General features: G+C 29.2%; 9 protein-coding genes. All 9 read left to right on the top strand.

Going from position 1 to position 14,708, the window contains the following annotated elements:
* The first annotated feature begins 458 nt into the window (after nucleotides 1–458).
* The 9 genes from CLOBL_RS08925 to CLOBL_RS08885 all read left to right on the top strand — a co-directional run bounded on the left by CLOBL_RS08925 (nucleotide 459) and on the right by CLOBL_RS08885 (nucleotide 14,648).
* Complete coding sequence (locus tag CLOBL_RS08925; RefSeq protein WP_077858697.1) at nucleotides 459–2,504, top strand: BglG family transcription antiterminator; 2,046 nt, start codon at nucleotides 459–461, stop codon at nucleotides 2,502–2,504.
* Nucleotides 2,505–2,945, top strand: a complete 441-nt coding sequence (locus CLOBL_RS08920; protein ID WP_009167938.1) for a PTS sugar transporter subunit IIA — start codon at nucleotides 2,505–2,507, stop codon at nucleotides 2,943–2,945.
* Nucleotide 2,946: 1 nt separating this feature from the next.
* Entirely contained in the window at nucleotides 2,947–4,092 is a 1,146-nt protein-coding gene (locus tag CLOBL_RS08915) for a mannitol-1-phosphate 5-dehydrogenase (protein WP_077858696.1), read from the top strand.
* A 728-nt stretch (nucleotides 4,093–4,820) separates the two neighbouring features.
* Nucleotides 4,821–6,653, top strand: a complete 1,833-nt coding sequence (glmS, locus tag CLOBL_RS08910; protein WP_077858695.1) for a glutamine--fructose-6-phosphate transaminase (isomerizing) — start codon at nucleotides 4,821–4,823, stop codon at nucleotides 6,651–6,653.
* A 247-nt stretch (nucleotides 6,654–6,900) separates the two neighbouring features.
* The gene (locus CLOBL_RS08905) at nucleotides 6,901–7,740 is read left to right on the top strand and encodes a TnsA endonuclease N-terminal domain-containing protein (protein ID WP_077858694.1); all 840 of its coding nucleotides are present in this window, start codon (nucleotides 6,901–6,903) and stop codon (nucleotides 7,738–7,740) included.
* Nucleotides 7,737–9,887, top strand: a complete 2,151-nt coding sequence (locus CLOBL_RS08900) for a Mu transposase C-terminal domain-containing protein (protein ID WP_077858693.1) — start codon at nucleotides 7,737–7,739, stop codon at nucleotides 9,885–9,887. The genes CLOBL_RS08905 and CLOBL_RS08900 overlap by 4 nt, the downstream gene beginning before the upstream one ends.
* Entirely contained in the window at nucleotides 9,887–11,563 is a 1,677-nt protein-coding gene (locus CLOBL_RS08895; RefSeq protein ID WP_242953805.1) for an ATP-binding protein, read from the top strand. Before CLOBL_RS08900 ends, CLOBL_RS08895 begins: the two co-directional genes overlap by 1 nt.
* A gap of 36 nt (nucleotides 11,564–11,599) precedes the next feature.
* Entirely contained in the window at nucleotides 11,600–13,159 is a 1,560-nt protein-coding gene (locus tag CLOBL_RS08890) for a TnsD family Tn7-like transposition protein (protein ID WP_077858691.1), read from the top strand.
* Nucleotides 13,137–14,648, top strand: coding sequence for a Tn7-like element transposition protein TnsE (locus CLOBL_RS08885; RefSeq protein ID WP_077858690.1), 1,512 nt, complete (start codon nucleotides 13,137–13,139; stop codon nucleotides 14,646–14,648). Before CLOBL_RS08890 ends, CLOBL_RS08885 begins: the two co-directional genes overlap by 23 nt.
* The last annotated feature ends 60 nt before the right edge of the window (nucleotides 14,649–14,708 follow it).

Here is a 14,708-nt window from a genome sequence, read left to right as displayed (position 1 = left end):
TTAATTTTGAACTTTAAATTTGTCATTGAAAAGTCACCACAGTTTTGAACTTGTTTAAATTGAAAACGTATTATGCGTAGTATAAGATAATAAGTGAAAGAAGCAATAATATTCAATATTGATAAATAACATATTAAAATTTACATTAAGACAATTAATTCCATAATTAGGAATATGCAAAAAATGCAAATATCCAAAAGAGTGGTAACGTTTACTAAAGATTAATAATGGGTATTAACGATTCTTATTATTAAAATAAAAATAACTAGTTATAATACTTCTTTATTTTAGTATCGTATTTAATCTCAGACAATAGGAAAACCTATTTTTGAAAAGTTCTAAATTATAAGAATTAATGACGATATAATGATAATTCATCTTAAAAGATTTTACATTACTAAAAGATGCGATAACCTAAGAAGTGCATAAAAAATAATAAAGTAAATCGGGTGAAGTATATGAATAATTTAACTCCTAGACAGCAATTTATATTAAGTACAATCTTAAATGAAGGTACTTCTAATATAAAGAGCATCAGTAAAGACCTTGATGTAAGTGAAAGAACCATTTTAAGGGAAATAAATGCTATTAATAAAGAACTTAAAAAAAGTAGTATAGTTATATTTAATGATGAAGATATGAATTTAAGTATTTCTGGTAATAAGGAAAATCTAGAAGAAATCAAAAGCTCTTTAGAGATGATTCCGATTCCTTGGTTATTTAGCAAGGAGCAAAGACAAATCATAATTATGTGTGAACTTTTGGTTAGTAAGGAGCCCTTAAAAGCATCATATTTTTGCCATAAATTTAATGTAGTAATGGGAAGCATAAGTCTAGATATAGATAATATAGAAAAAAGGCTTATTTCAAAGAATCTATGCGTTATCAGAAAGAGAAGTTATGGAATAAGTATTCAGGGATCAGAGTGGAATAAGAGAAATGCCATAGTAGAATTGTTCTTTGATTTTAAACCTTTCGAAGACTTATTAGCATTTCTTTATGATGAAAAAGTCGATCAGTTGGTTAAGGTATTTTTTAATATTATTTTTGGAAATGAAATTATTAATTCAGTAAAGAATGTATTGAAGGATAAAGAATTAGATTATTTTAAAAACAACGATATAAAATACCTAAGTTTATTTATACAAGTACTCCTATCAATAAAAAAGACTCAAAATGGAGAAAGTATATATTTACCGAAGGAAATTAAAACGAATATCTTAGCTGTAGATGAATACAAACGAATACAATATTTGGGCGAGAGCTTAGAGAAGAATAATATATTTATATCAGAGGATGAATTAGTTTATTTATGTTTATATCTGAGTGATTATAAGTATTTGTTTAATAACAAGTATCGTATAGAATCAGATATTGATTATGAGAATATATCGAAAGAAGTCATTGAAGAAGTATCAAAAAAAATGAATGTGGATATTACAGGAGATGATCAATTAGCAAAAGATCTTGCTCAACATTTTAAACAAACCTTTTACATGCTGAACTTGGGGCTGAAAGTAATAAATCCACTTATAAATGAAATAAAAGAAAACTATAGAGACATATATAAGATTATTAATAGTACTTGTAGGCTAATATTTTCAAGATATAATTTTAAAATTCCTCCAGAGGAGGTGGGGTACATAACTATGCACATTGTTGTGGCTATACAAAAACGGCAGGTAATGTCTAAGGATATTAGGGTGCTGGTTGTATGTCCAAGTGGTATAGGTACTTCAAGAATATTATGCAATAAAGTAAAAACTCTCTTTAATGATATAAAAACTATTGATGTGGTGTCTTTGCATGATATAAATAATTTAGTTAAAAGGAACGAATATGATTTGATCTTAGCAACAGTTCCTGTAAGTTTAGAAGCAGATAATATAATTGTAGTTTCACATTTCATGAATGAGGAAGATGTGGAAAAAATCAGTGAGTTTATATCTGAGTTTAAAGCTAATAATGAAAAAGAATTAAAATTATTTGCTGAAGCTCCTGACAATACAGTTACAGATGAGGAATATGAGCTGGCTAATACTATGGTTAAAAATCTTAAAGTAAATAAATGCAATAGTGAAGCTTTCACAGATTTAATAAATTTCATAGTAGAAGATATTCACAAAATAAATATTGGGAAAAATAGAGAAGTTATCAGAAAACTCATTTTTAAACGTGAGGAAAATGGAAATGTAGTTGTTCCAGGAACTAATGTAGCTCTTATACACACTAGAAGTGATGAAATCAGTGAACCATTTGTAGGAGTATATAGAATAAATAAACCTTTAGCTATGAGAAGTATAGGATTTTCAGTAGAGGATGTAGACACGTTTATAGTCATGTTTGCAAGGAATGCTGAAAGTAATTATATACTTAAGATTCTCGGCAAAATAAGTGTTTCATTAATAGAAAAAAAAGAATTTATTGAAGTATTAAAATTTAGCAGCGCGGTGGAGATTAGAGAGTTTCTAATTAACATCATTAATAATGAGGAGGAAGAATAAATGGAAAAAGGAATCTTAGTAAAACAAGGAATAGTATTAAATGTAAGTTCAGAATCTAAGGACAAGGCAATAGAGAGAGTTGGGAAGCTTTTAATAGATGGAGGTTATGTTAAAGAAAATTATATAGAGGGAATGAAAGCTAGAGAAGAGGAAGTAACAACTTACATGGGGAATGGTGTAGCAATTCCACATGGTATGAATGAATATAAGAAGGAAATCCTTGAAACTGGAATAGTTATAGCTCAATACCCAAATGGTGTTGATTTCGGTGAAGGAAATACTGCATATATAGTAATTGGGATAGCTGGAAAAGGCGATGAACATATGGAGATTTTATCAAAGATAGCACTAACAGTTCAATATGAAGAAAATGTTGAGAGACTTAGAAATGCAAAGACTCCAGAAGAAATAATAGAAATTATAGAAGAAGGAGAGATGTAATATGAAAGCAATTCAATTTGGAGCAGGAAACATAGGAAGAGGGTTCATAGGTGCATTACTTTCAAAAGCAGGATATCATGTAGTTTTTGCCGATGTAAATAAAGAAATAATCGACAAAATAAATGTTGATAAAACATATACAATACATGTTATGGATGTAGAATGTGAAGATGTAGTAGTTGAAAATATAAGTGGAGTTATCTCAATAAATGATGAAGTTTTAAATGAAATAAAGGAAGCAGAAATTATAACAACAGCCGTAGGTCTTGTTGTATTACCAAGAATAGCACCAACAATAGCTAAGGGGATACAACTTAGAAAAGAGGCTGGAGTTAAGGCGCCACTAAACATTATTGCATGTGAAAATGCCATAAAGGCAAGTTCTCAATTAAAAGCTGAAGTTGAAAAATGCTTAAATGAAGATGAAAAAGCTTATTTAGAAGAGTTTGTTGGATTCCCAGATTGTTCTGTGGATAGAATAGTTCCACCAGTTAAGAGTGAAAATATTTTAGATGTAGTAGTTGAAAAATTCTATGAATGGAATGTTGAAGAGAAAGCATTTAAAGGAACAATTCCATCAATAGAAGGAATGAACTTAGCAGATAATTTAATGGCATATATAGAAAGAAAACTATTCACATTAAATACTGGTCATGCAATTACAGCATATATAGGTAACTTAAAAGGATATAGCACAATAGATGAAAGTATAGCTGATGAAAAGATATATAATATTGTAAAAAGTGCAATGAAAGAAAGTGGACTTGGATTAGTAGAAAAACATAATTTAGATAAAGATGCTCATTTTAAATATATAGATAAAATCATTAAAAGATTTAAAAATCCATATTTAAAAGATGATGTATCAAGAGTTGGAAGAGAACCACTTAGAAAATTAAGCGATAGTGATAGATTAATCAAGCCATTAATGACTGCTAAGAGATTTAATCTAGGTATAGATAATTTATTATTAGGTGTAGGAGCAGCTCTTCATTATAATAATCCTGAAGATGCACAGAGTGTAAAATTGCAAGAATTAATTAAGGAAAAAGGAATAAAAGCTGCTATTTCAGAAATTGCTAATATAGATGATAGTGAATTACTAGAAAAGATAGAAAAAGCATATGAAGATGTTTTAAAATTATAAAAGTTTCATCTAAGGCGGGTAAAAAAAATCCGCCTTAGATTGTTTAAGTTAAATAAATTAAGTAATTTTAATAAATTACTTAAGTATTTTTGTATAATAATATTTTTGTAACTAAAAAGTAAGAATTAAAATATATATAAATATAGACAATTAAAAAATATATGATAAAATAGTCAAAGAGGCATAAAAAAAGGAAAAATGGAGGCGATGATATAGGAAAAGTTAAAGCTATAAATTGAAAAAAAGCGCCAGGACTAAGTGAAGTTTGAAGGTAAGTGAACTTTTAGTGGTTTAGTTTTTTGAAAAAGAATTTAGATGGAAGTAATCTTTTCTTTAAAGTTACATGAAGATCTAAGTAAATCTTTTTAAAGGAAACTCGACTCACATTCGTTCGCTGAGTAAGTTCGACTGACCAAATCATAGATTTGGAGTCTCACTTGCCCGATTATACTGGGTAAGTTCAAACTACTAAATCAAAGATTTAGGTTTTCACTTAAGTTGACGAGGTTGGGGAGTATCGAAACTTCGGCGGGTGCCCCACGGTATCGCACTACCGTAAACGGCTGGTAAAACTGTAAAGCAATTTGCAGCACAAATTCAGTCTGGTGTTAAAACCTTTCTTTTAATTTTAATTTCTAGGATTATTATGCCCTTTTTTGTTTTGCTAGGATGAAATTAAAAGGAGAATAAAAATTAAATAATATGCGAAAAAGAGAGGAAGAATAAATATGTGCGGAATAGTTGGATATTTTGGAAGTAAATCAGCGAAATCCTTTTTAGTAGATGGATTATCAAAGTTAGAGTATAGAGGTTATGACTCAGCAGGGATAGCAGTAGTTAATGAAGGTAAGGTAAGCATCGAAAAGCACAAAGGCCGTCTTACTAATTTAACTGATAATTTAGGAGAAGGTAAAGCTGAGGGAACACTTGGTATCGGCCATACTAGATGGGCAACTCATGGAGAGCCATCAGATATTAATTCACATCCACATCAAAGTTCAAAAGGAGATATTACTGTAGTTCACAATGGAATTATAGAAAACTATATAGAACTTAGACAATGGCTTAAAGGTGAAGGATATGAATTTATATCTCAAACAGATACAGAAGTAATACCAAATTTGATTCATTATTATTACGAAGAAATAGGAGATCTTTTTAAAGCAGTTGTAAAAGCTACTGAAAGACTAGAAGGTAGTTATGCTCTAGGTGTAGTAAGCGGAGCAGAACCAGACAAGCTAGTAGCTGTAAGAAAAGATAGTCCGTTAATTGTAGGCCTTGGAAAGGATGAAACATTTATTGCTTCAGATATACCAGCAATAATCAGCTACACAAGAGACATTTATCTTTTAGAAGATAGAGAATTTGTTCTTATTACTAAAGATGGAGCTAAAATCTTTAACGGTGATGGAACAGAAGTAAAGAAAGATGTTTTCAAAGTAACTTGGAATGAAGATGCAGCTGAAAAGGGTGGATATGATTCTTTCATGCTTAAAGAAATCAATGAACAGCCAAAAGCTATCAAAGATACAATGGCTTCAAGATTATCAATGAATAATGATATTAATTTTGGAGACTTTAAGTTATCTAAAGAAGATCTTGATAATATAGATAGAATCTTCATAGTAGCTTGTGGAACTGCATATAATGCAGGGCTTATGGGTAGAGTAGCAATTGAAAGATTAGCAAGGATACCAGTTGAAGTTGATATAGCATCAGAATTTAGATATAAAGATCCTTTAGTAACTAATAAATCTCTTGTAATCACATTAAGTCAATCAGGGGAAACTGCTGATACATTAGCAGTTCTTAGAGATTGTAAAAAGGTTGGAGCTAGAACTTTAGCTATAACTAACGTTGTAGGAAGTAGTATTTCTAGAGAAGCTGACAATGTAATATATACAATGGCAGGTCCAGAAATAGCTGTAGCTTCTACTAAAGCATATACAACACAAGTAGTTGTTATGTACTTGATGGCAATGTATTTTAGTGAATTAAAGGGATTAATGACTAAGGAACTAGATAAAGAATTAAGAGAAGCTTTATTATTAGTGCCTGAAAAAGTTCAAGTAATCTTAGATAAAGCAAATGAAATAGAAGAAATAGCTAATCTTTTAACTAATGAAGAAGATGTGTTTTATTTAGGAAGAGGTGCTGATTATGCACTATGTATAGAAGCATCACTAAAGCTTAAAGAAATTTCATATGTTCATTCAGAAGCGTATGCTGGTGGAGAATTAAAACATGGAACAATAGCTTTAATTGAAAAAGGAACAAAGGTAATTGCTTTATTAACTCAAAGATCGCTTAGAGAAAAAATGGTAAGTAATATAGTAGAAGTTAAGGCAAGAGGAGCAGAGGTAATTGCTATTGCTTATGAAAATGATGAGTTAGACGAATCAATTTTTGATAAAGTAATTAGAATTCCAGAACTTCTTAACTTAGTTTCACCAATAGTTGCTGTAGTTGCATTACAACTTTTAGCTTACTATACAGCTAGAAATAAAGGATGCGATATAGATAAGCCAAGAAACTTAGCTAAATCAGTTACTGTTGAATAAAGTATAAATTAATAGAAGATGTGTTTGTGGCTTTATAATAAAGTTGTATCGTTTATAACAAAGTCGTATCGTTTTGAATAAAGTTATATCATTTATAATAAAGTCGTATCAAAAAATAATTGAATGGTAATACTAAGCATAATGTTTAGTATTACCATTTAAATTAATTATAGCAGGTAATTCTTAGAAGGCTAGACATTTAAAGCAAATTAAATGTCTAGCTTTTTGTTATATTAGAGGTGATAAGGTGGCAAAAAGAGAAAGAACAAAGGATATTGATAAAATGCTTAAGGAAGGTCGTGGAAGTGGCATAGGAAAAGAATATCTTCCATGGATAAGAATACAAGATGTTGCATCTCTTGGCAGGGTAACAAGGGTAAAAGGAATTAAAACCGCCAGGCAGCATGAATTAATGTCTGATATGGAAAGAAATTATTTTTATTTACTTGAGTTTTCAGACGAAGTAGTTGATATCAGGGAACAATATCCGTTACTTCCTTTGGAAGATACCTTGGCAATAGCTATGGAACTTGGAATAACACATCCGAGAGATCCTAAAACTAATGACCCAATAGTTATGACTACGGATTTTCTAGTAACAATTGAAGAGAATGGAGAATATTTTGAAGTTGCAAGAACCATAAAAAGTAAAGATGATCTTTTAAATAAAAGAATAATTGAAAAGTTTGAAATTGAAAGAAGGTACTGGGAGAAAAAAGAGATAAATTGGGGAATAGTAACTGAACATGAAATCGATAAGACAATAGCTAAAAATATAAGCTTTGTACAAGGGTATAAAGATTTAACGTTAGTAGATTGTTTTCAAGAAATTGATAATTTAAATTTAAAGGATTTAGTATATGAGTTTATAAAACGAATTGTTGATGATGAAAGAACTGTAAGGAAAATATGCTTTGAGTTTGATAAGGATATGGATTTGGAAAAAGGAAGTGGCTTAAGTATATTTAAATATTTAATTATAAATAAGATCATTCAAATAGATATTTCAAAAGAAATTGAGGTTAATAAACATATCCCTATTATTAGCGTACGAAAAGAAGAAATTAAGAAGGTGGAAGCTATATGATGGAGATTAATTCTGTATATAAATATATTGATAATAAGGAAGAAAGAATTAGAGTTATTTATATAATAGATGAATTTACTTACATAGTAAATATAGATGGTGCAACTTCAATGCCTAGAAAGGAATTAACAGAAACTATTTCACAAGAAATTAATGCTGAAAAATTAATATTGATTAAAGATCCTTTTGCAAAAATAATTGATGAAAAGGATCTGTCAGAATTACAAATAAGTAAAAGAGATTCAGATTGGAAAGTTATTTTAAAATATTGGATTAATGATAAAGAAGAGCTACTAGAAAAGAAGTCTAGAAATATCATGTTTGAAAGGATATCAGAAGAAATAGGTATAAGTGTTCCAAAGGTAAAGAAGTTATTTAGTAGGTATTGGCAAAGAGGAATGAACAAAAATGCACTTTTGCCTGATTACATTAATTCAGGAGCAAAAGGTAAGGAAAGAAAATTATCAGTTAATAAGGTTGGGAGACCTAAAAAAGCAAACTATCATGGTGAAATAGTTGAGGGAATTAATATAACAGCTGAAGTTAAAAAGCATTTTCAAGTAGCAATAAACAAGTATTATCGAAGTAATAATAAGCTATCACTTAAAGAAGCATATATGCTTATGCTAAAAGATTTTTATTCAGATAGTTATATGGAGAATAATGAGCTCAAACATAAGATGTGGGATATAGCAAGAATACCTACCTATAATCAATTTTATTATTGGTTTAAGAAAGATGAAGACATAAAGAAAGATATTACTTTTAGAGAAAGTGAAAAAGAATTTAATCTTAAGCATAGAGAGTTATTAAATAATTCAAAGCAAGAAACTGATGGACCAGGTACAAGATTTCAGGTGGATGCAACAATTGCTGATGTTTATTTAGTTAGTTCATTAAATAGAAATAGAATTATAGGAAGACCTATTGTATATGCGATTATAGATGTTTTCTCAAGACTCATTACAGGAATATATATTGGTTTAGAAGGTCCTTCCTGGCTTGGTGCAATGATGGCTTTAGATAATATGCTTCAAGATAAGGTGGAGTATTGTAAAGCGTATGGAATAAACATAGAAAAAGAACAATGGCCATGCGAACATATTCCTGAAATAATAATTGCAGATCGAGGAGAATTTGAAGGATATTCAGTAGAAAACTTAATAAATAATTTAAATATAAAAATTGAGAACACTTCACCCTACAGAGGAGATTTAAAGGGAATTGTTGAGCGAAGCTTTAGGACTACAAATGAGAAAATAAAACATACAACGCCAGGAGCTATTCAGAAAGAATTTAGAAAGCGCGGAGATAGAGATTATAGATTAGATGCAACCTTAACCTTAGAAGAGTTTACAAGAATATATATAAATATTGTGCTGCATCATAATAGCAAAATAATTGATAAATATCCCATGGATAAAGAAATGCTTGAGGATGAAATAACTCCTACGCCATTAAATTTATGGAAATGGGGAATTGAAAATAGAAAAGGCAGGTTGAAAACTGTAAATCGAGAAATTTTAAGGCTTAATATATTACCTAGAGGAAAAGCAAGTGTATCAAGAGCTGGAATAAGGTTCAAAGGTCTATATTATAGTTCAGATAAAGCCATTAAGGAACAGTGGTTTATTAATAATAAAATTAGAAGTATTGAAATAGTATATGATCCTAGAAATATGAATAAAATTTACATTCCATTTGATAATGGTCTAAGCTATGATGAATGTTATTTGATTAGTGCCAGTATTCAATATAAAGATTGCTTATTAGAAGAAATTATATTCAATGAAGAGCTTGAGGCAGAATTGAAAGAAAAACAAATGAAAGAGCAAAATCAAAATAATATAGATCTGGAAAAAGAAATTAATAAGATAGTTAGCAAAGCCAGGAAGATAAAAGAAAAAGATGTTGATTATAGTAAGAGTGCTTCAGAGAAATTGAAAGGGATAAAGCGAAATAGAAGTGTAGAAAAGGCTATTAATAGGGAGAATGAGAGTTTTAATCTGAAGGAAGAAAGTAGAAATAATAAGAGTGAGATGGCAGAAGTTATTGAAGCGATCAGACCAAAGGACCTTAGTCAAGAAAATAAGGGAAATAATAGAGTAATGGAAATGATTAAAAGAAAAAGGAATGAGAAAAAGTGATGGATGAGGAAAAGATAACAATACTCAAGGGAAGTGTTGAGGAAGCAGTATATAAAGAACAGGAATTAGAAGAATATGCTTATAATCCTTTTATTGAAGCCTTGCCACCAATATTTAATGAGGAAGATGTGATAGAAAAATTTACGGTTTTACCACAAATATCTGATAAAGATAGAAACAAGCCAGATAATTTAAGATATCACATAATAAAAAGAGCAAAAAACTTCATTCAACCACTACCTATACATATTGAATTAGAACGAAGGATATCATCCCTTATAAGACGTGGATATCTAAGCAGAAATCCAGTAGATAAAACGTTCTTACAGAACTTAAGAATATTGAATGGCTTAGATGATAACTCAATTAAAGAAAATGATTTAAAGGATGAATTAGTCAATATAAGATCAACGGCTGATAGCCTATCAATTATAGGGATTTCAGGTATAGGAAAAACTACAGCCATTGAAAGACTTCTTTTAATGTATCCTCAAGTAATTAAACATTTTGAATATAAGGAAAATAAGCTTACTAGAACGCAAATAGTCTGGCTTAAGATTGACTGTCCCTATGATGGTAATTTATCTACATTATGTAAAAACTTTTTTTCAGCAATAGATGATATTTTAGGAACTAGATACTTAGAGAAATTTGGGTATTCAAATAGAGTCACTTCAACAATGTTAATTAATATGACTAAGTTGGCCTGGAGATATGGTATTGGTGTTTTAGTTATAGATGAAATACAACATCTATTAAACACAAAAAATGATATGGAAGAAATGTTGAATTTCTTTGTTACACTTACTAATACGGTTGGAATACCAACTATATTAATTGGAACTAGCAAGGCGCAAAAGATCTTTAAAGGTAACTTTAGGCAAGCAAGAAGAGCCGCCAGTGAAGGCTCAATTATGTGGGATAGAATGAAACGAGATAGTGAGGAATGGCATTTCTTCCTGGAGTCTATATGGGATTTTCAAGGTTTGAGAGAAATAACACCCTTAACAGATAAACTTATCGATGTCTTTTATGATGAGTGCCAAGGAATTACAGCAGTGGCCGTTAATTTATTTCTATTAGCTCAGGAAAGAGCCTTACAAGAAGGCAAGGAGGAAATAACTGTAGACATTATTAGAAAGACTGCAAAAAATGACCTTCAGATGATTAAACCAATGATTAAAGCGCTTAGAAATAATAATATATCTGAAATCGCAAAATATGAATATATATCAATTAATCTTGAGGAGTTGGAAAGAAACTATAAGGGGAATATAGAGCTTTCAGGTTTAATTAAGGAATCCTTTAAAGAAAGAAAAAAATCTATAGAACTTAAGAAAAGAAGTACAGTTGAAAATTTAATTTTAGATCTAACAGGTATGGATATTTTTGATGAATTAAGCGTGGAAGATGTTAAAAAAGTATGTGAAAAAGTAGTAGAAAAATCATTAATTGATGAGGAGTATAACTCACAAAAGCTTCAAGCTTTAAAGAAAGCAATGGAGCTTAACGAGACCTTGAAAACCAATAGAAATAGGAAAAAATCCTTTGAGATGAAGGAAGGTTTAATTGGAATATACGAAGCAGCTAAAGAGCAAAACATACATCCATATGAACTATTAAAAGAAAAAGGTTTTATTAAAAATCCAATAGAGGAGTTTTTAAACATTAGCTAATAACTGGGGGATGGGATAGTAAAGGAGCGAAAAATATTGTTAGATTTTTTTACTGATCCCTACAAGGATGAACTTATATATTCAACTATAGCTAGGTATCATTATTATTCAGGCAATGTGGATTTTAGGGATACCATTGAAGAATGTTTTGGAAAGAGAACTATGATACCAACACTGGAGATAGGCGGTAACTTTGAATATTTATCGAAGACTTTGGGCAAAAGATATGATTCAGAAAGCTTAATAGCCAAGCATACGATTTTACCTTACTATTCACTTTTTATAGATGAAAAAGCAAAAAAAGAAATACTCGAAGCAATAAAATATAAAGGTAGTTCTTCAATATATACAAAGCTTGGAATTATAGCAGGTGGTATATGCAAAAAAGCAGGCATTTTTTATTGTCCTATATGTGTAGCCAAGGATATTAAGGAATATGGGGAAGCCTATATTCATAGAGAACATCAATTAGAAGGAATACTACTCTGCCCTCATCATGGTACTTTACTAAAACAATATTCCTTAAAGAGAACAGACGTAAGTAAGCTTGAATATATAAGATTTGAAGAACAATATTTGAATTTTGAAGCTGAAGAAACAGAAATTACAGACTATGATAAGCATATAAGGCTCGCAAAATCTTCCTACTATTTATTAGATAAAGATTTAAATGCGACTTGTAAAGCAAAAGTATTTAACCAATATAGATATTTACTATATAAAAAAGGCTTCCTTAAAGGCAATAATACTGTAAATCAGAGAAAATTATATGAAGCATTTATAAGCTATTATGGAAAAGCTTTTTTAAAGCAGCTAGCTTCAGAAATAGATTATCATAATGAATATAATTGGCTGAAGGTATTATCAAGGAAGTCAAAAAGAGCATCACATCCTTTAAGACATCTATTATTTATTAATTTCTTATGTGAGAATATTAATGATTTTTTCAAGAATATAGATGCTTGTAAGATAGATGAAATTAAAAAAAGAGATAAAGTCTATGCCATTGAAAATGCGAATGCTAATAAATTAAAAGCTTATAAAGCTGTAATTTTGAAGACTATAAATAATAAAGCTCTTACAAGAACTGATATACGTAATAAATGTAATAAAGAGTATGTATATCTTTATAGGTACGATAAAGAATGGCTTTTCAATAATTTACCTATTAAGGTTAAAGCAAGCATTGATAATCGGAGAATAAATTGGAATGAAAGAGATAATTATTATTTAAAATTATTAAAAGAAAAATATGAAAAATTAATTGATGAAGATCCTGTTATTAAAATCACTAGAGGAAGTTTAGCTAAGTCTTTAGGAATTTTAGTTAACATAGAAAAGAGATTAGAACAATTGCCTTTAACAAAAAGTTTCTTTGCTGAAGTTTGCGAAAGCACGGAAGCCTTTGAAATAAGAAGAGCAAAGGCGGTAATTGATAAGCAAGTAGAGTTTGATATTAAAAATATAAAAATGTGGCAAATACAAAGAATGGCTGGAATTAGAACTGAACATTTTAAAAACATAAGATATGAATTACAGAAATATTTAGAAGAGAAACAGGTGAAAACAGATTATGGGGGAAAGAAAAAAACTTAAATTAGATAATTGGCCTTTTGAGAAAGGCAAAAAAGCAAAGTTAATATGGATAGGAGAACCTTTCAAGCGAAATAATAAATGGATGCTTGATACATATTTTAACGATGGAGAAAATACAAAAAGGATAATTCAAGATTGGGCTAATTTATATTTTTTGTCTATTGATAAATATTATACTGATGGAGATTTAAGGTCTGGTGAACTATTGGATAATGAAGGAGAAATGGAAACTATAAATATAAATTTAAGTGGTATTATTCCTAGATATAATGAAAACGAATGGTCAATATTAAAAAGTGCTTATAAGAGTCAATCAAAAACTTTTAGCTTTTGGAAACGAAATGTTCTGTATACAATCCCAATAATTGAAATAGTAAGAGCTATTTTTGCACCAAATACGTTTATGTTAAATACTATTTTATATAATGATGCATGGGAAGATTATTTTACATATAAGCTTGATGATAGAAAACTTCAGATACATTTTACTAATCAATATAAGATATCATATTTAAAAAATGAATATTATAATCATTTAGCTTGGATGATAAGTAATGAGGAAGTCTTAAAAATGTGCAACGATATTGGATACAATATGTTTAGTAAGGGAAAATTATTTTTTGATTTTAATATACCTAGATTTAGTATAACTGCGAGGGTAAAGAAAAATAAGCATGGATTTACCATAGTGGAGATATCGAGAGTTAATCAGAAAAAAATTAATATAGATGAATTAAATATATATCATCCTAGTTTTGAACAACGTGAAAAGACTAATGAAGCAAAATTAAGAACTTATACTTATCAGAACAATAAGGATGAAGATAGAATAATTGATAGTGATGTGGATGGAGCGAAAGATTATGATGAAAGAATAAATAATGAATTAATAATACACGAATATATTAAAGTTCCAATCGTAAAAAAAGAAAAAGAGAATAATGGAAAGTTAAGAGTAACTGAAGATGATGATACTAAAAAATATCTTATATATGATGAAAATTCAAGAACTTTATCTTCAGAAGGCGGAATGAAAAAAGCAAATGGCATTGAAGTATCAGCATTAGATGAAATACTAATACCAAAAGAATTTAATGACTTTATATATAGATTAAAAGAGTTAGAAAAAGTAGATTGGATTGAAAGGGTTGATATAAGAATTGTAATGTTGCCTTTGGGAAGAAAATTTTCATATTTAGATAATGGAATGGATAGGCGAAAGTGCTTAATAGTAGAGATATTAAAAATGAATGGAAATGTTCTTTCAATTATAGAAGTTCAAAGAGAGTGTAGATTATTATCTACATTAGTGTTAACTTCACAAAAAAGGCTTGAATGGGTGTACAAAGAACTATTAAATGGGTTAGTTCGTCAAAGTGGAAAATGGAGTAATGAAATTTTTTATGGTATAGAAAAAGAAAGTATTACAATAGATAGAAAAAAGCATAGTAGGAATTATTTAGATAACATTATGAGTTGTATAAAATAAGATATTATTTATTTTGAGCAGAGAATTGGGTTTGGAAATCACTTATATATTGAAATAATA

This window comes from Clostridium sp. BL-8, assembly GCF_002006495.1.
In the GTDB taxonomy this organism is placed as follows: Bacteria; Bacillota; Clostridia; order Clostridiales; family Clostridiaceae; genus Clostridium.
The sequence above is the reverse complement of the archived record's forward strand: the minus strand, read 5'-3'. Positions and strand labels throughout refer to the sequence as shown.